Genomic DNA, 23,127 nt, shown 5'->3' on the forward strand with positions numbered 1-23,127 from the left:
TCCCGCCATTCTACGCCGTCCGCGTCACGCGGCGGACCGCATCGCAGTGCCCGGAACCTGCCCCGGAACCCGCCCCGAAGCCCGGGTTCGGGGCCATAATTGCGCCACTTCAAACCAAGACGAGGGAGACCGGCATGGGTAACCGCCTGTCCAAGATCGCCACCCGCACCGGTGACGCCGGCACCACCGGGCTGGGCGACGGCAGCCGCACCGGCAAGAACAGCGAGCGCATCGCCGCCATTGGCGACGTGGACGAACTGAATTCCCACATCGGCCTGCTGCTGACCGAGCCGGACCTGCCGGATGATGTGCGAGGCGCGCTGCTCCATATCCAGCACGACCTGTTCGACCTGGGCGGCGAACTGTCGATTCCGGGCTACACGCTGCTAAAGGAAGCGCAGGTGATCCAGCTGGACGACTGGCTGGCGCACTACAACGCCAGCCTGCCCCGGCTGGCGGAGTTCATTCTGCCAGGCGGCAGCCGCGCCGCCGCCCAGGCCCACGTCTGCCGCACGGTCTGCCGCCGGGCGGAGCGGGCGCTGGTGGCGCTGGGCGCCACCGAGGCCCTCAACGAGGCGCCGCGCCAGTACCTGAACCGGCTCTCGGACCTGCTGTTCGTGCTCGCCCGGGTGCTGAACCGGGCCGGGGGCGGCACCGACGTGCTCTGGCAGCGCGAGCGCCAGTCCTGAAATCCTCAAAAAGATAACAATAATGCACTTTAAGGCCGCTCCCGAGGCTGGCACGGCACGCACCGGCAAAACCGAGAAAATTACTCGGAATTGCCAGTTCTGCCCTTGAAATGCCCCCGGACGGCCACATTTCGCACTCAGGTTGAATTGCAGCCGCTGCGCCAAAGCAGGGCTCAATAGGAGAGAACACAAATGGGTAAGATCATTGGTATCGACTTGGGTACCACCAATAGCTGCGTAGCGATCCTGGAAGGCAACACGCCGAAGGTCATCGAGAACGCCGAAGGCACGCGTACCACCCCGTCGATCATCGCCTACATGGAAGATGGCGAGATCCTGGTCGGCGCGCCGGCCAAGCGCCAGGCTGTCACGAACCCGCGCAACACGCTGTACGCCGTGAAGCGCCTGATCGGCCGCAAGTTCGAAGAAAAGGAAGTGCAGAAGGACATCGGCCTGATGCCCTACGCCATCGTCAAGGCCGACAACGGCGACGCATGGGTGGGCGCGCGCGACCAGAAGCTGGCCCCGCCGCAGGTGTCCGCCGAAGTGCTGCGCAAGATGAAGAAGACCGCCGAGGACTACCTGGGCGAGCCGGTGACCGAAGCCGTGATCACCGTGCCGGCTTACTTCAACGACTCGCAGCGCCAGGCGACCAAGGACGCCGGCCGCATCGCGGGCCTGGACGTCAAGCGCATCATCAACGAGCCGACCGCCGCCGCGCTGGCGTTCGGCATGGACAAGAACGAGAAGGGCGACCGCAAGATCGCCGTGTATGACCTCGGCGGCGGCACGTTCGACATCTCGATCATCGAGATCGCGGACGTGGACGGCGAGAAGCAGTTCGAAGTGCTGTCGACCAACGGCGACACCTTCCTCGGTGGCGAGGACTTCGACCAGCGCATCATCGACTACATCATCGGCGAGTTCAAGAAGGACCAGGGCGTCGACCTGTCCAAGGACGTGCTGGCGCTGCAACGCCTGAAGGAAGCCGCTGAAAAGGCCAAGATCGAGCTGTCCAGCTCGCAGCAGACCGAGATCAACCTGCCGTACATCACGGCGGATGCCTCGGGCCCGAAGCACTTGAACCTGAAGATCACGCGCGCCAAGCTGGAAGCGCTGGTGGAAGACCTGATCAAGCGCACGATCGACCCGTGCCGCACCGCCATCAAGGATGCGGGCGTCAAGGTGGGCGACATCGACGACGTGATCCTGGTCGGCGGCATGACCCGCATGCCCAAGGTGCAGGAGCAGGTGCGCGAGTTCTTCGGCAAGGAAGCCCGCAAGGACGTGAACCCGGACGAAGCCGTGGCCGTGGGTGCCGCGATCCAGGGCTCGGTGCTGTCGGGCGACCGTACCGACGTGCTGCTGCTGGACGTGACGCCGCTGTCGCTGGGCATCGAGACGCTGGGCGGCGTGATGACCAAGATGATCAGCAAGAACACGACCATCCCGACCAAGCACGCACAGGTCTTCTCGACGGCTGACGACAACCAGCCGGCGGTGACGATCAAGGTGTTCCAGGGCGAGCGCGAGATGGCCAGCGGCAACAAGCTGCTGGGCGAGTTCAACCTGGAAGGCATTCCGCCGTCGCCGCGTGGCACGCCGCAGATCGAGGTCTCGTTCGACATCGACGCCAACGGCATCCTGCACGTGGGCGCCAAGGACAAGGCCACCGGCAAGGAAAACCGCATCACCATCAAGGCGAACTCGGGTCTGTCGGAAGACGAGATCCAGCGCATGGTGAAGGACGCCGAGGCCAACGCCGAGGAAGACAAGCGCGCCCGTGAGCTGGCCGATGCCCGCAACCAGGCTGATGCGCTGATCCACTCGACGCGCAAGGCCGTGGCCGAGCATGGCGACAAGCTGGAAGCCGGCGAGAAGGAAAAGATCGAAGTCGCGGTCAAGGAACTGGAAGACGCCGCACGCGGCGGCGACAAGGCCGAGATCGAGTCCAAGATCAACGCGCTGTCCGAAGCGAGCCAGAAGCTGGGCGAGAAGGTCTACGCCGACATGCAGGCCAAGGCCGGTGAAGCCGGCGCCGGCGGTGCGGCCGGTGCCGCAGGCGGCCAGCAGCAGTCCCAGGCGCAGCCGCAGGACGATAACGTCGTGGACGCCGAGTTCAAGGAAGTGAACGACAAGAAGTAAGCGGGACCAGCGGGAGTGGCGCAGGTGCAGTTGGCGCCACTCCCGCCCCGACGCCGGGCGTTGGTGTTCAGACACAGGGTGAGAAACCATGGTCGAACACCTCGCTCGGCTTTTTTGCTATTCGCCCAGCCGGTGATTTCATGCCGGACAGGCCAATCAGGTAAGAGCCACCATGGCAAAACGTGACTATTACGAAGTGCTCGGGGTAGGCAAGAACGCGAGCGACGACGAGATCAAGAAGGCTTATCGCAAGCTCGCGATGAAGTACCACCCGGACCGCAATCCGGACAGCAAGGAAGCGGAAGATAAGTTCAAGGAGGGCAAGGAAGCGTACGAGATGCTTTCCGACCCCGAGAAGAAGGCCGCCTACGACCAGTATGGCCACGCCGGCGTGGACCCCAATATGGCCGGCGGCTTCGGCGGCGGCCAGGGCTACGGCGGGTTTGCCGAGGCCTTCGGCGACATCTTCGGCGACATCTTCGGCCAGCAGGGCGGACAGCGGCGCGGCAACGGCCCGCAAGCCTACCGGGGCGCCGACCTGCGCTACAGCATGGAAATCTCGCTGGAGCAGGCGGCCCATGGCCACGAGGCGCAGATCCGCGTGCCCCACTGGGAAGACTGCGAGCACTGCCACGGCAACGGCGCCGAGCCGGGATCGTCGGTGGAAACCTGCCCGACCTGTAACGGCGTGGGCCAGGTGCGTGTGTCGCAAGGCTTCTTCACCATGCAGCAGACCTGCCCGAAGTGCCACGGCAGCGGCAAGTTCATCCCCAAGCCGTGCGTGAAGTGCCATGGCCAAGGCAAGCTGAAGTCGCAGAAGACGCTGGAAGTGAAGATTCCGGCCGGTATCGACGAAGGCATGCGCATCCGCTCGTCGGGCAATGGCGAGCCGGGCATCAACGGCGGCCCCCCGGGCGACCTATATGTGGAAGTGCACATCAAGGCACACGAGGTATTCGAGCGTGACGGCGATGACCTGCACTGCCAGATGCCGATCTCCTTCGCCACGGCGGCGCTGGGCGGCGAACTGGAAGTGCCGACGCTGGGCGGCCGCGCCAGCTTCCCGGTGCCCGAGGGCACGCAGGGCGGCAAGACGTTCCGGCTGCGCGGCAAGGGCATCAAGGGCGTGCGCTCGGGCTATCCCGGCGACCTCTACGTCCATGTGAACGTGGAAACGCCGGTCAAGCTGACCGAGGCCCAGAAGGACATGTTGCGCGAGTTCGACCGCTCGGTGCACGAGGGCGGCTCGCGCCACAGCCCGCAGGAGCAGTCCTGGCTGGACAAGGTGAAGAGCTTCTTCAGCTAAATCGCCGGATTGCCCGGCAGGCAGGACGATGAAACCGGCCACGTGACCAGCGTGGCCGGTTTTTTCATGCCCGGCGCGGCGATAATGCGGCATTGATGCACCCTGCCGAGTTGCCGTGGTTCCGCCGTCCCCCGCCCCCTCCAGCGCCAGTTTCGACCCCTTCGTCCTGCTTGACGATGCCGCCGCCGCACCCGGCGTGGCGGCGTCGCGCCTCTATACGGGGTTTGTCCGGGCCGATGTGCTGCCCGCCGGCACCGATCCCGCCACGCTGGACGCGCTGCTGGCCGCCGGCTGGCGCCACGGGCTGCAGGCCACGCTGTTCGCACCGTACGAGTTCGGCGGGGCGCTTGTCGGGGCGCCGGTCCATTGCGGCAATGCGCTGCCGTTCCATGACGGCGCGCTGCACCTGCTCTGGTTCCGGGACATGGCCCGGCTCGACGGCGACGCCGTAGGAGCATGGCTGGCCGCCCGAGCAGAATCCGCCCCGGCCGGCGCGATGGACGTGCGCGCCGAGCCGCCGCACGCCGCCTACGCAGACGCCATCGCACGCATCCACGCCTATATCGAGGCCGGCGATACCTATCAGGTGAATTTCACGCAGCGGCTCCGTTTCTCCGCCTTCGGCGACCCGGTAACGTTCTACGCCGCGCTGCGGGCCGCGCAGCCGGTGCCGTTCGGCGTGCTGGCCTGGCTGCCCGGCGACGGCTGGGTGCTGTCGCTGTCGCCCGAGCTGTTTGTCGAGCATGACGGCGCCGGGCATCTGGTGACCCGGCCGATGAAGGGCACCGCGCCGCGCAGCGGGGACGCCGGGCAGGACGCCCGCGCCGCGCGCCGGCTGGCCGCCGACGCCAAGAACCGGGCCGAGAACGTGATGATCGTCGACCTGCTGCGCAACGACCTGGGCCGCATCGCCCAGCCCGGCAGCGTGGCCGTGCCCGACCGCTTCGTGGTGCAGCCGTTCGGGCGGGTGCTCCAGATGACTTCCACCGTGACCGCCACGGCGCGGCCCGGCACCGCCTTCGGCGCGTTGATGGCGGCGCTGTTCCCGTGCGGCTCGATCACGGGCGCGCCCAAGCGGCGGACCATGCAGATCATCGCCGAACTGGAAACCACGCCGCGCGGCCTCTACACGGGCGCCATCGGCTGGCTCGATGCGCCGGCAGACGACCAACCCTGCGGCGCTTTCGGCATGTCCGTGGCGATCCGCACGCTGGTGCTGGGGCCGCAGGGCGACGACGGCCTGCGCCGGGGGGAGATGGGGGTGGGCGGCGGCATCGTCCATGACAGCGTGGCCGCCGACGAGTTCGCGGAATGCGGCTGGAAGGCGCGCTTCCTGACCGCGCACGATCCCGGCTTCACGCTGTTCGAGACCATGCACGCGCGCGATGGCGTGGTGCTGCACCGCGAGCGCCATCTGGCGCGGTTGGCGCAATCCACGGCAGTGTTTGGCTTCGCATTCGACCAACCGGCGGCGCGGGCGGCCATGCAGGCCGAGGCGGGACGGCTGGGCGACGGCGACTGGCGGCTGCGCATGGCCGTCGACAAGGCTGGCGCGCTGGTCTTCGCGAGCGGTCCGCTGGCGCCGCGCGCCGAGCCGGTGGCGCTGCTCGACCTGTCGCCCACGCGCCTGCCGGTAGCCGACCCGATGCGCCGCTACAAGTCCAGTGCCCGCGCCGCGTTCGATGCCGGCTGGCAGGCGGCCGAGCGCGAGGGCGGCTTCGACGCGCTGTTCTTCAACACGCGTGACGAGTTGCTCGAAGGCGGGCGCAGTTCGGTGTTCGTGAAGGTGGGCGGGCGCTGGCTGACGCCGCCGCTGTCGGCGGACATCCTGCCGGGCGTGATGCGGGCGGTGGTACTCGAAGGGGGCGATGCGCTGATCGACGGCCCGATCGAACAGGCCGTGGTCACGCATGACATGGTGCGGCGCGCCGAGGCCATCGTCATCGCCAACGCGCTGCGCGGGACGATGCGGGCGCGGCTGCGCTGAGCGGCTGGGGTTTCTAGAGGGCAGGCATTTCACCCGCTATCGATGCCTGGTATCCAACTGCCCGTCTCCCAGCTTCCACCTGACCACCCCGGGCAGGTTGATCAGTTCCCGGTCGTGGCAGACCATCACCACGGAGCGGCCCTCCGCCGCCAGTTCCCCGATCAGCGCAATCACCTGCTCGCGCGCGTGGCCGTCGAGATTGGAGGTGGGTTCGTCGAGCAGCAGCAGTTCCGGCTCCAGCACCTTGGCCCGCGCCAGCGCCACGCGCTGGACTTCGCCGCCGGACAGCTTCTCCGGCGCGGTGTCCTGCACATGGACGATGCCGGCCCAGCCCAGCGCCGCGCCCACGCGCCGCTCGATCTCGTCGTGCGCCACGCCCCGGGCGCGCAGGCCATAGGCGATGTTGTCGCGCACCGAGGTGCGGAACAGGTAGGGATGCTGGTGCATGTAGGCCACGCGCTGGCGCAGCGCGGGCGGCAGCGGCGTCAGCGGCGCCTCGCGGCGCGTGCCGCCTTCGTCCTCCCACGCCACGGTGGCGCCCGGCGCCGGCTCCAGCCCGGCCACCATCCGCAGCAGGGTGGACTTGCCCGCGCCGTTGACGCCGGTCAGCGCTACGGCGGTGGCGCGCGGGAACACCAGTTCGGGGATGGCGAACAGCTGGCGAGACCCGACGCGGCGCACCAGGCCCCGCACCGTCAGCAGTGGCGACAAGGCAGGGGTGGTCATCGCCGGAACCCTCCCGCGCCTTGCAGCCAGGCGAGCATGACGTTGACAGCCAGCGCCAGCGCCACCAGCACGATGCCGAGCGCGATGCCCTGCGCGAACTCGCCCTTGCTGGTCTCCAGCGCGATGGCCGTGGTGATGGTGCGCGTGGAGCCTTCGATATTGCCGCCGATCATCAGCGCCGAGCCCACTTCGGCAATCACGCGCCCGAAGCCGGCCACCACGGCCGCCATCAGGCCGAAGCGGAGTTCGCGCAGCACGGTGAAGAAGGTGCGCCAACGGCCGGCGCCGAGCACCCAGGCGGTCTCGCGCAGGCGTGGGTCCGCCGCCTGCATGGCCGCGAGCGAGAACGCCAGCACCACGGGAAAGCCGATCACGGCCTGCCCGAAAACCATGCCGGACGGGGTGAACAGCAGGGAGAAGCTACCCAGCGGCCCCTGCCGCGTGAACAGCAGATAGAGCACCAGGCCGACCAGCACCGTCGGGAAGGACAGGAAGGCCTGCGCCAGCACCACCACCACGCGCCGGCCGGGAAAGGCATGGGTGGCGATCAGGTAGGCGGCGCCGATGGCCGGCACGGTGGCCAGCGCCAGGCCGAGCACCGCCACCATCAGCGAGGTCCAGACGATGAACCATAGCGCGCCGTCCCCGCTGCCCAGCAGGCGGAAAGCGTCCAGCGTGGCCGTGCCGATCTCCACGTGGGCGCGCTCAGGCGGAGAACGTGTGCTCGACGGCCGGGAAGCTGCCATCCTTCACGGCGGCGACGAAAGCGCGCACGGCGGCCTCGATCGAGGTCTGGCCGTCCATGAAGTTGCGCACGAACTTGGCCTTGCGGCCCGGATAGATATTGAGCATGTCCTGCAGCACCAGCACCTGGCCGGAACAGTCCACGCCGGCGCCGATGCCGATGGTCGGAATCGTCAGCTGTGCCGTGACCTCGCCAGCCAGCGCGGCCGGCACGGCTTCCATGACGATCAGCTGCGCACCGGCGGCCTGCAGCGCCAGCGCGTCACGCTTGAGCTGCGCGGCGCCGGCATCGGTCTTGCCCTGCACCTTGAAGCCGCCCAGCGCGTGCACCGACTGCGGGGTCAGGCCGATGTGGGCGCACACCGGAATGCTGCGCTCGACCAGGAATTTCACGGTGGGGGCGAGCCAGTCGCCGCCTTCCAGCTTCACCATCTGCGCGCCTGCGCGCATCAGCGCGGCGGCGCTCTCGAAGGCCTGCGTGGGCGTGCCGTAGGTGCCGAACGGCAGGTCCGAGACCAGCAGCGCGGTCTGGTTGCCGCGCGCCACGCATTCCGTGTGATAGACCATGTGCGGCAGCGTGACGGGCAGCGTGGTCTGCTGGCCCTGCATCACGTTGCCGAGCGAATCGCCGACGAGGATCACTTCCACGCCGCAGAAATCGAGCAGCGCGGCGAAGCTCGAGTCGTAGGCGGTCAGCATGACGATCTTGTCATCTGCGGCGCGCATGGCCTGGAGCTTGGGAATGGTGACGGTCTTGCGGGAGGGGTCGAGGAGGTAACTCATGGCAGTGCCCGTGGGGGTGTGTGGCTGCCTGGGCCTGAGGCGGGCAGGGCGGTCAGGGGGCCGCGAGATTCAGGAAGGCCTTGCGGCCCCGCATGTTCTCGATGCGCGACAGTAGTGTACGGAAATCGCCGTCGTTGTCCACCGGATTGAAGCGCGCGGTGTCCACGATCAGGACCGGCGCCTCGTCGTAGCGGTGGAACAGCTCGCCATAGGCGTCGGTCAGCCGCTGGAGGTAGGTTTCGTCGATGCCGGACTCGCCCGGCAGCCCGCGCCGCGCAATCCGCTCGCGCAGCAGCGACGGCGTGGCCTGGAGCACGATGACCAGGTCCACGCGCTGGGCCGGCACCTGGAGCCGGGCGGCCAGCGCGTCGTAGAGCGCGAGTTCGTCGGCTTCGAGCGTCAGGGCCGCATAGAGGCGGTCACGTGCATAGAGGAAATTGCCGATCATGCGCTGGCCGGCGAGCAGCGCGGCCTGCCATTGCTGGCTCTGGGTGGCGCGCTGGTCCAGGCAGTGCAGCTGCATCGGCAGGGCATAGCGCTGCGGCTCGCGGTAGAAGCGTTCGAGGAAGGGGTTCTGGCGGGCGCCGTCAGGCAGTTCGCCGGCCTGGAGCGTGCGGGCCAGGCGCTGCGCCAGCGAGGTCTTGCCGGAGCCGACGGGCCCTTCGACGACGATGCGGCGCAGATGGTCGAGCATGGCTCGTGGGGTGCCGATGGATCAGGCGTGGATCACGCCTGCGTGCCGCCTTCCTGCAGGCGGGGGCATTTGCATGAGGAAAACTTCTCGATGCGCTGGTCGCGTACGCCGGGCAGGAAGTCCGCCGCGCGGCCCCGGCCCGGGATGACGACCTCGCCATCCAGCTCCACCAGCGGCACCAGCACGAAGGCGCGCTCGGTGATACGCGGATGCGGCACGGTCAGCGCCTCGGAGTCGATCCGGTCGGCGCCGAACAGCAGCAGGTCGAGGTCCAGCGTGCGCGGCGCGTTGTGAAACGGGCGCTCGCGGCCGAACTGGTCCTCGATGTGGTGGCAGATGCGCAACAGCTGCGGCGCGGTGAAGGACGTCTCCACCTTCACCACGGCGTTGAAGTAGTCGTCGCCGCTGGCGTCGACGGGTGCGGTGCGGTAGAACGAGGACTTGGCCAATACCGTGATGCCGACCTGCTGGGCCAGGCACACGATCGCGTCCTTCAATGCCTGGCGGGCATCGCCGAGATTGGCGCCGATGCCGATAAAGGCAAGTGTCATGTTATTCCTCCGGCTGGGCGCGGCCGGACTCTGATGCGGCCTGACCCCCCTCCGCCGCGTCCGTGTCGCCCCGCGAAGAAACTTTATCCGATTTCCGCGGACCGCGCCGACGACGCTTCTTGCGCACCGGGCCCTCGCCATCGACCCCCGCGAAGCCCTCGCTGTCGTCGGGACCCTGGCTGCCGCCACCGGCGGCGCCCGCGCTACCCTTGCCACGCTTCGGGCGGGCGGCCTCGATCATGTCCTCGCGGGCATCGGGCGGCGCGTTCTGGAAGTCGGTCCACCACTGGCCGATTTCGGCCGGCTGTTCGCCCGATTCGCAGCGCAGTTGCAGGAAGTCATAGCCGGCGCGGAAGCGCGGCGATTCCAGCAGGCGGAACGGCATGCGGCCCACGCGCTTCTCGAAGCGCGGCTGCATGCCCCAGATGTCGCGCATGTCGGTGACAAAGCGGCGCTGGATGGCCAGTTGGCCGGTCTGCTTCTCCAGCACCATGTCCATGGCCGTGTTGAGCGCAGCAATCGCGTGCTCGCCCTCGTCGCGCAGCTTGTTCCAGCGTTGCAGCACGTGGTGCCACAGCAGCGCGGCGAACAGAAAGCCGGGCGACACCGGCTTGCCGGCCTGCACGCGGCGGTCGGTGTTGTCGAGCGCCAGCTGCACGAAGCGCTGGCCCATCGGCTGCTCCAGCGCCACGTCCAGCAGCGGCAGCAGGCCCTTGTGCAGGCCGGCCTCGCGCAGCTCCTGCAGCGAGGCCCAGGCGTGCCCGGACATCAGCAGCTTCAGCATTTCGTCGAACAGGCGCGCGCTCGGCACGTTGTGGATCAGCGGGGCCAGTTCGGCGATCGGCTCGCGCGTGGCCTCGTCGATCGAAAAACCGGTCTTGGCCGCGAAGCGCACCACGCGCAGCATGCGCACCGGGTCTTCGCGGTAGCGCGTGACCGGGTCGCCGATCATCCGCAGCGTGCGCGCGCGGATGTCTTCCATGCCGTGATGGTAGTCATGCACGGTCTGGGCGGCCGGGTCGTAGTACATCGCGTTGATCGTGAAGTCGCGGCGCTCGGCGTCCTCGGCCTGGGAGCCCCAGACGTTGTCGCGCAGTACGCGGCCGCTGGCGTCGATCGCGTGCGTCTTGCTGTCCAGCTCGGCGCGCTTCAGGCGGCGGCCTTCGGGCAGCGTCTCGCTGGCAATCGCGTCCACCAGCGCGCGGAAGGTCGAGACCTCGATGATCTCCTGCTCGCGGCCGCCGTAGAACGTCACGTGCACGATCTGGAAGCGCCGGCCGATGATGCGCGAGCGGCGGAACAGCGCCTGCACCTCGTCGGGCGTGGCGTTGGTGGCCACATCGAAGTCCTTCGGCTTGATGCCGAGCAGCACGTCACGCACGGCGCCGCCCACGATGAAGGCCTGGAAACCGGCCTGCTGGAGGGTGGTGGTGACCTTGACGGCGTTGCGCGAAATCAGCGTGGGATCGATCTGGTGTTCGTCCACATTGACGATGCGCTGCGTATGGGCGCGCCCGGTGCGGCGCAGCTTGGGGCCAGGCTTGCCGAGCAGCCGGTTGATGAGCTTCTTGATCACGTCAGAACAGGTCCATGATGCGCCAGCCGGCCGCGGCCGCATGGTGGCGCAGGCGGTCGTCGGGATTGGCGGCGATCGGCTCGCTGACCTTTTCCAGCAGGGGCAGGTCGTTGGCGGAATCGCTGTAGAACGTCGTGGTGCCGAAGTCTTCCCACTGGGTGCCGAGGCCCTTGAGCCACTGCTCCACGCGGGCGATCTTGCCCTCGCGGAAACTCGGCACGCCGAAGACCTCGCCGGTGAACGCGCTGTCCGGCTTGCCGTCGGACGTGGCCGGCTCGGTCGCGATCAGATGCTTGATGCCGAAGGCCTGGGCGATCGGCGCGGTCACGAAGCTGTTGGTAGCCGTCACCACCGCGCACAGGTCGCCCGCCTCCAGGTGCTTGTAGACCAGCGCCTTGGCCTGCGGGGTGATGACGGGGTCGATCACCTCGCGCATGAAGCGCTGGCGCCAGGCGTCCAGCCGGTCGCGCGGATTGGCGGCCAGCGGGGCCAGCGCGAAGCGCAGGAACGCCTGGATATCCAGGGTGCCCGCCTTGTATTGCCCATAGAACTCGTCGTTCTTGCGACGATAGGATTCCTCGTCGACAACGCCCATGCGGACCAGGAAGCGGCCCCATTCGTGGTCGCTGTCGGTGGGGATCAGGGTGTGGTCGAGGTCAAACAGTGCCAGATTCATGGGCGGCGATTTTACATTAAGGTACGCATGGCGGTCGGCGCGCCGTGGCGCGCCAGGACCAATTTGGAGCGGATTTCGTGCCAGCTTCGGCGCGGATTCGCGGTTTATTCGCGGAATTCCGCAAACATCTCGCGCAGCAGCGGCAGGGTGACCGCGCGCTTGCGCTCGAGCGAATAGGTGTCCAGCGCGTCCAGCAGGGCCATCAGGCTGGGCATGTCGCGGTAATGCCGCGTCACCAGCCAGTGGGGGATTTCCGGCGACAACTGCAACCCACGCTCGCGCGCGGCCTGCAGCAGGGCGGCCATCTTGTCGTCATCGGACAGCGACGCCACCTGGTAGACCAGCCCCCAGCCAAGCCGGGTGCGCAGGTCTTCACGTACCGGCATGGCACGCGGCGCCAGGCCGCCCGCCACCACCAGCGCGGTGCGCACGTGGGCGCGCACCTCGTTATACAGCGAAAACACGGCGATCTGTCGCGCTTCGTCGAGCAATTCCACGTCATCGACGGTGTAGAGCCGGCAGGACGGGTCGAAATTGAAGTCGGCCAGCGCGTGGTGCGGGCTCAGGTAGCGGCAGTTCAGGCCGGTATGGAGCGCCGCGTCGCACACCGCGTGCAGCAGGTGGGTGCGCCCCGAGCCGACCTCGCCCCACAGGTAGATCAGCCGGTCGTTGGCGTGTTCCTGGGCGATAGCGGCCGGCAGCTCGCGCAGGCGCTGCACCGGCTCGCGGTTCGAAGCCACGAAAAAGTTCTCGAACGTGGACGGCGGGGGGCTGCCGAGCTCGAGCGAAAGCTGCTTATGACGCGAAGACATGACGTTTTCGTAACTTCCTACCTCGGTTCCATCAGTTTCTGTGGGCTTCGATCAGTTGCGGTACAGCTCGCTAGCCATATAAACGCGCCGGATCTGCCGCGCGCCGACCAGCAGCACCGCACAGGTCGGCAGGGCCAGCAGCACGCCGAAGAAGCCAAACAACTGGCCAAATGCCAGCAGCGCGAAGATCACCACCAGCGGGTGCAGCCCGATGCGCTCGCCCACCAGCCGCGGCGTCAGGTAAAAGCTTTCCACGAACTGCCCGATGCCGTATACCACGGCCACGGCGCCCAGCCCGTACCAGTTGCCGAATTGCAGCAGCGCCGCCACGATCGCCAGCGCCAGCCCCAGCCCGAAACCAATGTACGGGATGAACACCGCCAGCCCGGTGAACACGCCCACCGGCACGCCCACCTCGAATCCGGCGATGGTCAGCCCGATCGAATAAAGTGCAGCAAGGATCACCATAACGATAATCTGCCCGCGCAGGTACTGGGAAAGTAGCGCATCAGTCTCATTCGACAGCTCGCGCACCTTCGGCACCCAGCGGCGCGGCACCAGCCGCTCGATCCGCCGCATGACCATATGCCAGTCCATCATCAGGTAATACATGACGATGGGGATGATGAACAGCATGCCAGCCACGCTGATCAGGGCCGAGCCGGACACCTTCGCATAATTCAGCAGCACCTGGAACAGGTCTTCCGGGCTGGCCGCGAAGCGGTCCTGCAGCATATTGCGCAGGCCGGGGAAGTCAAAGCGCACGCGCACCCCCAGTTCTGCCAGGCGGGGTGCCACCACATTGTTGAGCTTTTGCAACAGCATCGGCACCTGCTCGCGGATCTGCGGGATCTCGCGCTGGAGCACGGCAATCAGCAACAGCACCAGCAGCACCACGATGATCGTCAGCAGGCCGATCATCAGCGTCACGCCGATAAAGCGCGGCACGCGGCGGCGCTGGAGCCAGTCCACGCCCGGCGTGAGAATGTACGCAAAAATGAACGCGAACAGGAAGGGCGTGAGCACCGGCGCCAGCGCCACGATGGCGGCGAACAGGCCGGCGGCCACGACCACCCAGATCAGGATACGTTTGGAGTCTGGCGAGAGCAGGGGAGCGTTCATCGAAAGGGTCCGGAAACCGCCGGGCGGGCAACTTTGGCCGGTCTGGTGACCGGGTGTCGCCGCGAAACTGGTAGCCGGGAGCCTGTATCCGTTAAAATCGCGATTCTAACGGACTCGCGCCCGCCCTCCGTGGCGCCGGGCGCCGTAATCCACACTTTACCTCGTCAAAGACAAGCAGGATCTCATGAGCGCATCCCAGAACGCCGGCCAGGCAGGCCTTTCCTACCGCGATGCCGGTGTTGACATCGACGCCGGCGACGCGCTGGTAGACCGCATCAAGCCGTTCGCCAAGCGCACCATGCGTGAAGGCGTGATGGCCGGTATCGGCGGATTCGGCGCGCTGTTCGAACTCTCGAAGAAGTTCCAGGAGCCGGTGCTGGTATCCGGCACGGACGGCGTGGGCACCAAGCTCAAGCTGGCATTCCAGCTGAACCGCCACGACACCGTGGGCCAGGATCTGGTGGCGATGAGCGTCAACGACATCCTGGTGCAGGGCGCCGAGCCGCTGTTCTTCCTCGACTACTTCGCCTGCGGCAAGCTGGACGTGGACACGGCTGCCACTGTGATCCAGGGTATCGCCCACGGCTGCGAACTGGCCGGCTGCGCGCTGATCGGCGGCGAGACCGCCGAGATGCCGAGCATGTACCCGGACGGCGAGTACGACCTGGCCGGCTTCGCGGTGGGCGCCGTGGAAAAGCGCAAGATCATCGACGGCAGCACGATCATCCCGGGCGACGTGGTGCTGGGCCTGGCCTCGTCGGGCGCGCATTCGAACGGTTACTCGCTGGTGCGCAAGATCATCGACGTGGCGAAGCCGGACCTGAACGCCGACTTCCACGGCCAGCGCCTGCAGGACGCCATCATGGCGCCGACGCGCATCTACGTGAAGCCGCTGCTCTCGCTGATCGAGACGCTGCCGGTCAAGGGCATGGCCCACATCACCGGTGGCGGCCTGACCGAGAACGTGCCGCGCGTGCTGGCCGACAACGTCACCGCCGTGATCCAGAAGGATGCCTGGACCCTGCCGCCGCTGTTCCAGTGGCTCCAGGAGCAGGGCCGCGTGGCCGATGCGGAAATGCACCGCGTGTTCAACTGCGGCATCGGCATGGTCGTGATCGTGGCGAAGGAAGACGCCGAACGCGCCATCCGTCACCTCCAGGCGGCTGGCGAAGCCGTGTGGCAGATCGGCGAAATCCGCGAACGCGAGGAAGGCCAGGCCCAGACCGTGGTGGTCTGAGCGCGGTCCGATCCTTCGCAGGATGGCAAAACGCCCGATGGCAACATCGGGCGTTTTTGTTTTTGGGCCTTGCTCGATGCAGGGGCGCAGCGCCTCAGGGCTGGCCGCCGAGCTTGGTTAGCGCATCCCCGGTCACGCGGCAGATGCGCCAGTCCGGCATCACGTCGGCCCCCATCGCCTGATAGAAATCGATCGATGGCTGGTTCCAGTCCAGCACCGACCATTCGAAGCGGCCGCAGCCGCGCGCCAGGGCAATGCCGGCCAGATGGCGCAGCAGCGCCTTGCCCAGCCCGTGGCCGCGCCATGCCGGCTCCACGAACAGGTCTTCGAGGTACAGGCCCGGCTTGGCCAGGAAGGTGGAGAAATTGTGAAAGAACAGCGCGAAGCCGACCGCCTGCCGGCCAGCCGCCGTCTCCACCTCCACCAGCACTGCCTCGGCGTGCGGGCGGTCGCCGAACAGCGCGTTCTGGATTTTTTCCGGCGTGGCTTCGACCAGATGGGTCAGCTTTTCGTACTCGGCCAGCGCGGCGATCAGGCGGAACAGTGTGGCGCTGTCCGCGGGCGCGGCAGGGCGGATGGCGAAGGCAGTCATGGGAGCGGTAGTGGGCAGCAATGGTGCGAAGGAAAGCGGCAATCCTACCCCAACATCCCCGCCAGCCGGGCCACCTGGGCCACGTAGTCCGGGGCGAGGCAGTCCACGCTCACACGCTCTGGCGTGCTGCGCAGCCAGGTGAGCTGGCGCTTGCAGAGCTGGCGCGTGGCGGCGATGCCGCGCTCGCGCATGGCGGCGGCGTCGCAGGCGCCGTCGAGGTACTCCCACACCTGCCGGTAGCCCACACAGCGCATCGACGGCAGGCCGAGATGCAGGTCGCCGCGCGCGCGTAGCCGCTGCACCTCGTCGATCAGGCCGCCGGCCAGCATCGCATCGAATCTTTCCGAGATCCGTGCGTGCAGCACCGCGCGATCCGACGGTTCCAGCGCGATCACACGGTAGCGCGCATCGGCCGCGCCGGTGAAGGTGCGGGCGTCGGCCTGCCGGGCCAGCAGCGCGGACATCGGCTGCCCGCTCAATCGGAAAATCTCCAGCGCGCGCTGGATGCGCTGCGCATCGTTGGGCGCCAGCCGGGCGGCGGTGACCGGGTCCACCTCGGCCAGCATCGCGTGCAGCGCCGGCCAGCCGCGTTCGGCCGCCAGCGCGTCGAGTTCGGCCCGGAGCGTGGCGTCGGCCTGCGGCAGGTCATTGAGTCCCTGCGTCAGCGCCTTGTAATAGAGCATGGTCCCGCCCACGATCAGCGGCGCCCGGCCGCGCGCGCGGATTTCGCCGATCAGCCGCTCGGCATCGGTGACGAACTGCGCAGCGGAGTAGCTATCGGCCGGATCGATGATGTCGATCAGGTGGTGCGGCACGCTGGCCAGTTCGTCGCGCGTGGGCTTGGCGGTGCCGATGTCCATCTCGCGATAGACCAGCGCGGAATCGAGGCTGATGATCTCCACCGGCGTGCGCGCAGCCAGTGCCAGCGCGGCGGCGGTCTTGCCGGAAGCGGTGGGGCCGAGCAGGCAGACGACGGGCGGATGGCCAGAAGGCAAGGCAGACATCGACGAACCGTTACTGGCCACGCAGGAACAGCCGGTCCAGCTCGGCCACGGTGAGCTGCACCCAGGTGGGGCGGCCGTGGTTGCATTGGTCGGCGCGCTCGGTCTGCTCCATCTGGCGCAGCAGCGCGTTCATCTCTTCCAGCGTGAGCTTGCGATTGGCGCGCACGGCGCTGTGGCAGGCCAGCGTGGCGAGCAGCTCGTTCTGGCGCTCGGCCAGCACGCGCGAGCCGCCGTAGGACTGCAGGTCGCGCAGTACATCGCGCGCGAGCGCCTCGGCATCGGCCTGCTTGAGCAGCGCGGGAATGGCCCGCACGGCCAGCGTGGTCGGGGAGACCGGGGCGATGTCGAAGCCGAGCAGGGTCAGCGTCTCCTGATGTTCCTCGGCTGCGCCAATCTCGACCGGGTTGGCCGGCAGCGTGACCGGGATCAGCAGCGGCTGCACGGCCAGTTCGCGCGCTTCGAGCGCGGTCTTGATCTGCTCGTACAGGATGCGCTCGTGCGCGGCATGCATGTCCACCAGCACCAGCCCGCGCGCATTCTGCGCCAGCACGTAGATGCCGTGGAGCTGGGCCACCGCGTAGCCGAGCGGATGATTGGCCTCGTCGGCTTCGGCGCCGTCCGCGTCGTGCTGGACGAAGGGCGATGTAGCGCCCATCGGCAGGCGGTCTAGCAGGCTGGGCGGTTCGTCGGCGCGGGCAGCCTGGGCATCGGCCAGCCAGGCGGGCGGCTGCGTGGATGGCTGCCAGGCGCGGCCGGCGCCATCGCCGGTGGCCTCGCGCACCATGCCGAGGTAGGCCTGGCGCGGCTGGGCAATGCCGAGTTCGGTCTGGCGGCCTGCGGAGTAATTGACCCACTGCGGTGCGGCGCCGGGCACGCCGCCGCTGCCCATCGGGCGGGCGGTCGGCATCGCGGCGCTGTCCACCGCGTCGGTATGCAGGCTGTCGCCCTGTTCGCCGGCCTGCCGCGCCAGGCAGCGCTGCACGGCGTGGTAGACGAACTGGTGCACCGCGCGGGATTCGCGGAAGCGCACCTCGATCTTCGACGGATGCACGTTCACATCGACCATTTCCGGCGGCAGGTCCAGGCACAGCACGTACGACGGGAAACGGTCGCCATGCAGGACGTCCTGATAGGCGCTGCGCACGGCGTGGTTGAGCAGCTTGTCGCGCACAAACCGGCCGTTGACGAAGAAATACTGCTGGTCCGGCCGCCCCCGGGACGCCGTGGGCAGCCCCGCGAAGCCATACAGGTGCAGCGTGCCGGCTTCCTCGTCCAGCGCCAGCCGGGCGCGTGCGAAGTCGGTGCCCAGCACCTGCGCGGTGCGCGTGGCCACGTCGCCGCCGTTCCAGTGCTCGAGCGGCTTGCCGTTGTGATGGACCGAAATCGTGACATCGGGCCGCGCCAGCGCCGCCCGCCGGATCATCTCCAGGCAGTGTCCCAGCTCGGTTTGTTCCGTTTTGAGGAACTTTCGGCGCGCTGGCGTGTTGAAGTACAGGTGCTGCACATCGACCATCGTGCCGACCCCGCCCGAGGCGGGCTGGAGGTGGCCGGTGTCGGCGCTGACCTGGGTGGCATGGGCGGCATCGGCGGTGCGGCTGGTCAGCACGAGGTGCGAGACCGACGCGATGGACGCGAGCGCCTCGCCCCGGAAGCCGAGCGTGAGCACGGATTCCAGTTCGTCGAGCGAGGCGATCTTGCTGGTGGCGTGGCGCGTGAGGGCCACGGGCAGTTCGTTGGCCGGAATGCCGCAGCCGTTGTCCGTGATGACCATGCGCCGCACGCCGCCCTCCTCGAGCCGGATGGCCAGCTGCGTGGCGCCGGCATCGAGTGCATTTTCGAGCAGTTCCTTGACCACCGAGGCGGGCCGTTCCACCACTTCGCCGGCGGCGATCTGGCTGATCAACTGGTCCGGCAGGGCGCGGATGGGGCGGCTGGGCTGGGTGGTGCGGAGGGCGTCGGCAGGCATGCGGCGATTATACGTGCGGCCGGACACCTTTTCGGCACACTTCGGCCCGCCGGGTGACGGACTCGCCCGGCGGCTCTTGTATCATGGGGACCTTCTTCTAGGGGATCAGTTTGGACACCGTATTGCAACTGCTGGACATGGTCCTGCACATCGACAAATTCCTCGGCCAGTTCGTTCAGGACTATGGCGTCTGGGTGTACGGCATCCTGTTCGCCATCGTCTTTGCCGAGACCGGCCTGGTGGTGCTGCCGTTCCTGCCCGGCGACTCGCTGCTGTTCATTGCCGGCGCGATGTGCGCCACCGGCGCGATGAACGAGTGGGTGCTCTGCGGGCTGCTGCTGGTGGCCGCGATCACGGGCAATACGGTCAACTACTTCGTGGGGAGCTGGATCGGGCCGAAGGTGTTCGACCACCAATGGCGCTTCCTGGACCAGAAGGCGCTGCGCAAGACGCATGACTTCTATGAGCGGCACGGCGGCAAGACCCTGGTGATGGCGCGCTTCATCCCGATCGTACGGACCTTCGCGCCGTTCGTGGCGGGGGTGTCGCAGATGACGTTCGCGCGCTTCCAGATGTTCAACGTGCTTGGCGCGGTGGCCTGGGTCTGCGGGCTGGTGTTCGCCGGCTACTTCTTCGGCAATCTGCCCTTTATCAAGCAGTACCTGAACCTGATCGTGCTGGCGGGCATTGGCGCGGCGGTGGTGCCGCTGGTGCTGGGCGGGCTGTGGAAGCTGGTGCGCGGCAAGCCGCGCGCCCGCGCGGATCTCAAGGACTGATCCCGGAATTTAACTGAGGCTGCGGCTCATCATCCGCAGCGCCGGCATGCGGTCGCGGATCTGAGTGGTGTCGGCCGCATCGGGGCGGGCCTGGACGTAGGCTTCCAGGTCCTCCAGCGCCGGCCGGAAGCACTCCAGGTTGGCATAGGCCAGCCCCCGGTCGCGCACTTCCTCGATCGAATTCGGCAACAGGATCACCAGGCGGTTCTGCACCGCCAGCAGCCGTTGCCAGCGCGACTCCTGCAGGTAGATCGCCTTCAGGTTGCGCAGCAGGCGGGCGACGATCTCGCGGTGGCTCGCCACCTGCAGGAACAGCCCCAGCGGCACCTGGTTCGGGTCCGAAATCCCCTCCCGTTCGAGGTAGGGGTCCAGCATCTCCTGCAGTTGCTCCTTCGACAGCGTCTCCCCGGTGAGCGGGTCCAGCACCACCTCGCCGGCGGGGATGGTCATGCGCACGAGGAAATGATTCGGGAACGACACGCCCTTGAGCGGCAGCCCGATCTGCTGCCCCAGCTCCATATAGAGCACGGCCAGCGTGATCGGAATGCCGCGCCGCTGGCGCAGCACCACGTTCAGGTAGGAATTGTCCGGATCGTAGTAGTCGTTGGCGTTGGCGCCGAAACCGAGATCGCGGTAGAAGAAATGATTGAGCAGGCGCAGGCGCTGGATGGCGGGCGTGCCCTCGGCGATCCGCCGCTTGAGCCGCAGCGCCAGTACGTCGAGCGAGGCCAGTTCGGCTTGGAGGTCGAGGTCCGGGTACGCGTCCTGGGCGATGGAGAGCGCGGTTTCCGTCAGCGGGATGCCGTTTTCGTCGGCCACGAGGCTGGCGAAGTAATCCAGGACTTTCGTGGATGTCATTGCGGGTTCCTGACTAGCCGGCGCGGCGCCGGAAGGCGGCGTAACGCAGCCCCATGATCCACAGTGTACCGAAGTAGACCACCGCCGCAAGTACCAGGCACGATGCCATCAGCGCGATGCGCGCAAGCGGCGTGGCGCCCATGGCCACCCAGTCGAAGTTCCGGGCAAACCACAGCAGCATGCCCGCCAGGATCAGCACCGCCGCGAGCAGCCGGGCGAGGAACAGGCCCCAGCCCGGGGCCGGCCGGTAGAAACCGCGCCGGCGCAGGCCGAAGAACAGCAGCAGGGCGTTGACCGTGGCGCCGAAGCTGATCGACAGCGCCAGCCCGGCGTGGCCCAGCAGCGGCACGAAGACATAGTTCGAAGCCTGCGTGATGACCAGCACCAGCAGCGCGATCTTGACCGGCGTGCGGATGTCCTGCCGCGCGTAGAAGCCCGGCGTCAGGATCTTGATCAGGATCAGCGCCACCAGGCCGGCGCCGTACGACACCAGCGCCTGGCGCGTCATTTCCACCGCGTGGGCGTCGAACTTGCCATAGTGGAACAGCACGGCCGTCAGCGGCGTGCCGAACACAAACAGGCCCACGGCGGCGGGCACGGCCAGCAGGAAGGTCAGGCGCAGGCCCCAGTCGAGCAGGCCCGAGTACTCCTCGCGGTCGTCCGTGGCGCTGGCGCGCGAGAGGCTCGGCAGCAGGATGGTGCCCAGCGCCACGCCCAGCAGCGCGGTCGGGAATTCCATCAGGCGGTCCGCATAGGTCAGGTACGAGACGCTGCCGGCGGCCAGGTGCGAGGCGATATTCGTGTTGATGATCAGGCTGATCTGCGCCACCGACACGGCCAGCAGCGCCGGCAGCATCTGGCGGATCACACGCCGCACGCCGGCATCCGACCAGGCCGCGCGCAGGTTGAACGAGAGCCGCGGCATCACGCCAAGCCGGCGCAACGCCGGTACCTGGATGACCAGCTGGAGCACGCCGCCCGCCAGCACGCCCCAGGCCTGGGCATAGATCGGCTGGCTCATGTGCGGGCCGACGAACAGCGCCGCCACGATCAGGCACAGGTTCAGCAGCACCGGCGTGAAGGCCGGCACGGCGAAGTTGCGCCAGGTATTGAGGATGCCCGACGCCAGCGCCACCATCGAGATCAGGCCGATGTAGGGAAACATGACGCGCGTCATGAACACGGCCGCGTTGTAGGTCTCGGAATCGCCCCGGAAGCCGGTTGCTACCACCGTCATCACGACCGGGGCGCCGATCACGCCCAGCACGGACACCGCTACGAGTACCCAGGACATCACCGTGGCCACCGCGTCGATCAGGTGGCGGGTCTCGTCCGGCCCGCGCTTGCCGTGGTATTCATTCAGGATCGGCACGAAAGCCTGCGAGAATGCGCCCTCGGCAAAGACCCGGCGCAGCAGGTTGGGTATACGGAACGCCACATTGAAGGCGTCGGTCATGTCCGAGGCACCGAAGGCCCGGGCAATCAGGATTTCGCGCACCAGCCCTGTGACGCGGGAGAGCATGGTCAGGCTGCTGATGGTGGCGAGCGCTTTGAGCAGGTTCAAGATGGGCCGTGAAAGTTGCTGCGGCGCCACGTATGAGGCGGGGGCCGGCTGGGAATGTGGCGGCTATTATACGGATCGGGCCGCGCGGCAAGGCCAGGATGCGGCAGGTGCGTATCGGTCTTGCCCACCGCGCCGGCATGTGTGTATAATCGCCGATTCGCAAAGGACAGTCGCGTTCCGGATTCGTGTGTCAGAGCATCCCGGGTCGCACGATGTGACTTAATTGTTGCGTCCCAAATCATTGCGTCGCCCCGGGCGCGCATTCTGAATTCAGGAAGAAATTACATGGCAAATTCCGCACAAGCCCGCAAGCGCGCGCGCCAGGCCGTCACCCAGAACGCTCACAACTCCAGCCTGCGTTCGCGCCTGCGCACCGCCGTCAAGGCCGTTCGCAAGGCAATCGACGCTGGTGACAAGGCCGCCGCTGCCGAGATCTTCAAGCAGTCGCAGACCGTGATCGACAGCATCGCCGACAAGAAGATCGTGCACAAGAACAAGGCTGCACGTCACAAGTCGCGCCTGTCGGCTGCTATCAAGTCGATGGCTGCCTGATTGCCGCATGGGCCGCTCCGGCGGTCCTGTTGCAGTCCAAGGAGTACGCAGTGCGCCGGATCGGCATCGGTCCGGTATGAAAAAAGCTCGTCATCGCGACGAGCTTTTTTGCGTTCTGGCGCCAGCCTGGCCCGGGTGTCCGGGCCGGCCAGGGACCTTCAGTCGTTCAGGAAGCAGGCTTCCACCACCTGGAGGTTGTTGTCACGGGCGAAGTTGAGGACGAAGTCGAGCGCCTTCGGTTCGATGTCGCGCAGGCGGGTATCGACCACGACGTTTTTCACGCCGGCGACGATCACGGGCCGCACATAGGGCGAGTAGGTCAGGCGGGGGTCGCCGGTGTCGCCCTCTGGGCGAAATTGCGCCATCACGCCGCATAGCCGCTCCGCCCAATCGCTCGGTCGAAAGGTCTTGCCTTCCTTGGTGACGCCTTGGATGAAGTATTCGCGAACGTTGGGGGTGGTCATGGGACTGCGGGGATAAGACGGTGACTCGACGGTAAACCCGCTGGACGGGCGCCCGTTTGACGTGTCCGGCTGGCGATTGGTTCGCACGCATCCGGATGGGAGAGCGGGGCGCTTTGTCTGCGGGGGCACTTTTGATGCCGACGGCGGGCGGTGGCATGGGTATGCCGGGGCCCCGCGTGAATCAGCCAGTATTATATCTTATATAAGACCTGCGCATAGGGGCGAATCCTGTCGGGAAGCTGTCAGCGGGCGCATGCGGGCGGGTCTGCCCGGGCTCGCCAAAGCTGAAATAATCCCTTATGA

Annotated in this window: 22 protein-coding genes; 7 read left to right on the forward strand and 15 right to left on the reverse strand. The window is 67.4% G+C overall.

What is annotated here, in order from left to right:
• Positions 1-134 precede the first annotated feature (134 nt).
• From SB751_RS05010 to SB751_RS05025, 4 genes are all read left to right on the forward strand, one after another.
• Positions 135-689 (forward strand): cob(I)yrinic acid a,c-diamide adenosyltransferase, encoded by a 555-nt coding sequence (locus SB751_RS05010; RefSeq protein ID WP_144202462.1) that lies wholly within the window; start codon positions 135-137, stop codon positions 687-689.
• Positions 690-881: 192 nt separating this feature from the next.
• Complete coding sequence (gene dnaK, locus SB751_RS05015) at positions 882-2,834, forward strand: molecular chaperone DnaK (RefSeq protein WP_144202460.1); 1,953 nt, start codon at positions 882-884, stop codon at positions 2,832-2,834.
• Positions 2,835-3,006: 172 nt separating this feature from the next.
• The gene (gene dnaJ, locus SB751_RS05020) at positions 3,007-4,140 is read left to right on the forward strand and encodes a molecular chaperone DnaJ (RefSeq protein WP_211943780.1); all 1,134 of its coding nucleotides are present in this window, start codon (positions 3,007-3,009) and stop codon (positions 4,138-4,140) included.
• Between the two features lie 115 nt (positions 4,141-4,255).
• Positions 4,256-6,127: a chorismate-binding protein gene (locus SB751_RS05025; RefSeq protein ID WP_250024785.1), complete on the forward strand. Its 1,872-nt coding sequence runs from the start codon at positions 4,256-4,258 to the stop codon at positions 6,125-6,127.
• 36 nt (positions 6,128-6,163) lie between these two features.
• On the opposite strand, the gene SB751_RS05030 is transcribed toward SB751_RS05025, so the two are convergent.
• The 9 genes from SB751_RS05030 to SB751_RS05070 form a co-directional block, all read right to left on the reverse strand.
• The gene (locus SB751_RS05030) at positions 6,164-6,853 is read right to left on the reverse strand and encodes an energy-coupling factor ABC transporter ATP-binding protein (protein ID WP_144202453.1); all 690 of its coding nucleotides are present in this window, start codon (positions 6,851-6,853) and stop codon (positions 6,164-6,166) included.
• Positions 6,850-7,548: an ABC transporter permease gene (locus SB751_RS05035; protein ID WP_144202451.1), complete on the reverse strand. Its 699-nt coding sequence runs from the start codon at positions 7,546-7,548 to the stop codon at positions 6,850-6,852. The genes SB751_RS05030 and SB751_RS05035 overlap by 4 nt, the downstream gene beginning before the upstream one ends.
• Before the next feature lie 10 nt (positions 7,549-7,558).
• Positions 7,559-8,380 (reverse strand): 3-methyl-2-oxobutanoate hydroxymethyltransferase, encoded by an 822-nt coding sequence (gene panB / locus SB751_RS05040; RefSeq protein ID WP_250024784.1) that lies wholly within the window; start codon positions 8,378-8,380, stop codon positions 7,559-7,561.
• 52 nt (positions 8,381-8,432) lie between these two features.
• Positions 8,433-9,074: a deoxynucleoside kinase gene (locus SB751_RS05045; protein WP_144202447.1), complete on the reverse strand. Its 642-nt coding sequence runs from the start codon at positions 9,072-9,074 to the stop codon at positions 8,433-8,435.
• Between the two features lie 32 nt (positions 9,075-9,106).
• Complete coding sequence (folK, locus tag SB751_RS05050; protein ID WP_144202445.1) at positions 9,107-9,625, reverse strand: 2-amino-4-hydroxy-6-hydroxymethyldihydropteridine diphosphokinase; 519 nt, start codon at positions 9,623-9,625, stop codon at positions 9,107-9,109.
• A gap of 1 nt (position 9,626) precedes the next feature.
• On the reverse strand, positions 9,627-11,201 hold the full coding sequence (gene pcnB / locus SB751_RS05055) for a polynucleotide adenylyltransferase PcnB (protein WP_410747836.1): 1,575 nt from the start codon (positions 11,199-11,201) through the stop codon (positions 9,627-9,629).
• Position 11,202: 1 nt separating this feature from the next.
• Positions 11,203-11,877: an HAD family hydrolase gene (locus SB751_RS05060; RefSeq protein ID WP_144202441.1), complete on the reverse strand. Its 675-nt coding sequence runs from the start codon at positions 11,875-11,877 to the stop codon at positions 11,203-11,205.
• Positions 11,878-11,981: 104 nt separating this feature from the next.
• Positions 11,982-12,689, reverse strand: coding sequence for a DnaA regulatory inactivator Hda (gene hda / locus SB751_RS05065; protein ID WP_092298957.1), 708 nt, complete (start codon positions 12,687-12,689; stop codon positions 11,982-11,984).
• Between the two features lie 51 nt (positions 12,690-12,740).
• Positions 12,741-13,811 (reverse strand): AI-2E family transporter, encoded by a 1,071-nt coding sequence (locus tag SB751_RS05070; protein WP_144202439.1) that lies wholly within the window; start codon positions 13,809-13,811, stop codon positions 12,741-12,743.
• A 184-nt stretch (positions 13,812-13,995) separates the two neighbouring features.
• On the opposite strand from SB751_RS05070, the gene purM reads away from it, so the two are divergent.
• Complete coding sequence (gene purM / locus SB751_RS05075) at positions 13,996-15,048, forward strand: phosphoribosylformylglycinamidine cyclo-ligase (protein WP_092298963.1); 1,053 nt, start codon at positions 13,996-13,998, stop codon at positions 15,046-15,048.
• A gap of 94 nt (positions 15,049-15,142) precedes the next feature.
• Here purM and SB751_RS05080 read toward each other — a convergent pair whose 3' ends face one another.
• The 3 genes from SB751_RS05080 to mutL are packed head-to-tail and all read right to left on the reverse strand — an operon-like array spanning position 15,143 to position 18,610.
• Positions 15,143-15,640 carry a GNAT family N-acetyltransferase gene (locus tag SB751_RS05080; RefSeq protein WP_144202437.1) on the reverse strand — a complete coding sequence of 166 codons (498 nt, stop codon included), beginning with the start codon at positions 15,638-15,640 and terminating at the stop codon, positions 15,143-15,145.
• 44 nt (positions 15,641-15,684) lie between these two features.
• Positions 15,685-16,644: a tRNA (adenosine(37)-N6)-dimethylallyltransferase MiaA gene (miaA, locus tag SB751_RS05085; protein WP_144202435.1), complete on the reverse strand. Its 960-nt coding sequence runs from the start codon at positions 16,642-16,644 to the stop codon at positions 15,685-15,687.
• Positions 16,645-16,654: 10 nt separating this feature from the next.
• Positions 16,655-18,610: a DNA mismatch repair endonuclease MutL gene (mutL, locus tag SB751_RS05090; protein ID WP_144202433.1), complete on the reverse strand. Its 1,956-nt coding sequence runs from the start codon at positions 18,608-18,610 to the stop codon at positions 16,655-16,657.
• Positions 18,611-18,720: 110 nt separating this feature from the next.
• On the opposite strand from mutL, the gene SB751_RS05095 reads away from it, so the two are divergent.
• Positions 18,721-19,386: a DedA family protein gene (locus SB751_RS05095; protein WP_144202431.1), complete on the forward strand. Its 666-nt coding sequence runs from the start codon at positions 18,721-18,723 to the stop codon at positions 19,384-19,386.
• A gap of 9 nt (positions 19,387-19,395) precedes the next feature.
• Here SB751_RS05095 and SB751_RS05100 read toward each other — a convergent pair whose 3' ends face one another.
• Both SB751_RS05100 and murJ read right to left on the reverse strand, forming a co-directional pair.
• Positions 19,396-20,244: a SirB1 family protein gene (locus tag SB751_RS05100; protein WP_092301038.1), complete on the reverse strand. Its 849-nt coding sequence runs from the start codon at positions 20,242-20,244 to the stop codon at positions 19,396-19,398.
• 13 nt (positions 20,245-20,257) lie between these two features.
• Complete coding sequence (murJ, locus tag SB751_RS05105; protein WP_313819246.1) at positions 20,258-21,808, reverse strand: murein biosynthesis integral membrane protein MurJ; 1,551 nt, start codon at positions 21,806-21,808, stop codon at positions 20,258-20,260.
• A gap of 285 nt (positions 21,809-22,093) precedes the next feature.
• Here murJ and rpsT point away from each other — a divergent pair, with 285 nt between their 5' ends.
• A complete protein-coding gene (rpsT, locus tag SB751_RS05110; RefSeq protein WP_144202427.1) occupies positions 22,094-22,360 on the forward strand; it encodes a 30S ribosomal protein S20 in 267 nt (88 codons plus the stop codon).
• A 158-nt stretch (positions 22,361-22,518) separates the two neighbouring features.
• On the opposite strand, the gene SB751_RS05115 is transcribed toward rpsT, so the two are convergent.
• Positions 22,519-22,824, reverse strand: coding sequence for a DUF3579 domain-containing protein (locus SB751_RS05115; protein WP_092301029.1), 306 nt, complete (start codon positions 22,822-22,824; stop codon positions 22,519-22,521).
• Positions 22,825-23,127 lie beyond the last annotated feature (303 nt).

The organism is Cupriavidus sp. SIMBA_020 (assembly GCF_046535395.1).
GTDB classification, from domain to species: domain Bacteria; phylum Pseudomonadota; class Gammaproteobacteria; order Burkholderiales; family Burkholderiaceae; genus Cupriavidus; species Cupriavidus campinensis.

Bases quoted from the DNA above. Each gene is read 5' to 3' on its own strand.
- SB751_RS05100 (WP_092301038.1), bottom strand. From the start codon at position 20,244: ATGACATCCACGAAAGTCCTGGATTACTTCGCCAGCCTCGTGGCCGAC.
- SB751_RS05070 (WP_144202439.1), bottom strand. From the start codon at position 13,811: ATGAACGCTCCCCTGCTCTCGCCAGACTCCAAACGTATCCTGATCTGG.
- SB751_RS05045 (WP_144202447.1), bottom strand. From the start codon at position 9,074: ATGCTCGACCATCTGCGCCGCATCGTCGTCGAAGGGCCCGTCGGCTCC.
- SB751_RS05060 (WP_144202441.1), bottom strand. From the start codon at position 11,877: ATGAATCTGGCACTGTTTGACCTCGACCACACCCTGATCCCCACCGAC.
- rpsT (WP_144202427.1), top strand. From the start codon at position 22,094: ATGGCAAATTCCGCACAAGCCCGCAAGCGCGCGCGCCAGGCCGTCACC.
- SB751_RS05030 (WP_144202453.1), bottom strand. From the start codon at position 6,853: ATGACCACCCCTGCCTTGTCGCCACTGCTGACGGTGCGGGGCCTGGTG.
- dnaJ (WP_211943780.1), top strand. From the start codon at position 3,007: ATGGCAAAACGTGACTATTACGAAGTGCTCGGGGTAGGCAAGAACGCG.
- miaA (WP_144202435.1), bottom strand. From the start codon at position 16,644: ATGTCTGCCTTGCCTTCTGGCCATCCGCCCGTCGTCTGCCTGCTCGGC.
- SB751_RS05080 (WP_144202437.1), bottom strand. From the start codon at position 15,640: ATGACTGCCTTCGCCATCCGCCCTGCCGCGCCCGCGGACAGCGCCACA.
- panB (WP_250024784.1), bottom strand. From the start codon at position 8,380: ATGAGTTACCTCCTCGACCCCTCCCGCAAGACCGTCACCATTCCCAAG.
- hda (WP_092298957.1), bottom strand. From the start codon at position 12,689: ATGTCTTCGCGTCATAAGCAGCTTTCGCTCGAGCTCGGCAGCCCCCCG.
- SB751_RS05115 (WP_092301029.1), bottom strand. From the start codon at position 22,824: ATGACCACCCCCAACGTTCGCGAATACTTCATCCAAGGCGTCACCAAG.
- mutL (WP_144202433.1), bottom strand. From the start codon at position 18,610: ATGCCTGCCGACGCCCTCCGCACCACCCAGCCCAGCCGCCCCATCCGC.
- SB751_RS05010 (WP_144202462.1), top strand. From the start codon at position 135: ATGGGTAACCGCCTGTCCAAGATCGCCACCCGCACCGGTGACGCCGGC.
- purM (WP_092298963.1), top strand. From the start codon at position 13,996: ATGAGCGCATCCCAGAACGCCGGCCAGGCAGGCCTTTCCTACCGCGAT.
- folK (WP_144202445.1), bottom strand. From the start codon at position 9,625: ATGACACTTGCCTTTATCGGCATCGGCGCCAATCTCGGCGATGCCCGC.
- dnaK (WP_144202460.1), top strand. From the start codon at position 882: ATGGGTAAGATCATTGGTATCGACTTGGGTACCACCAATAGCTGCGTA.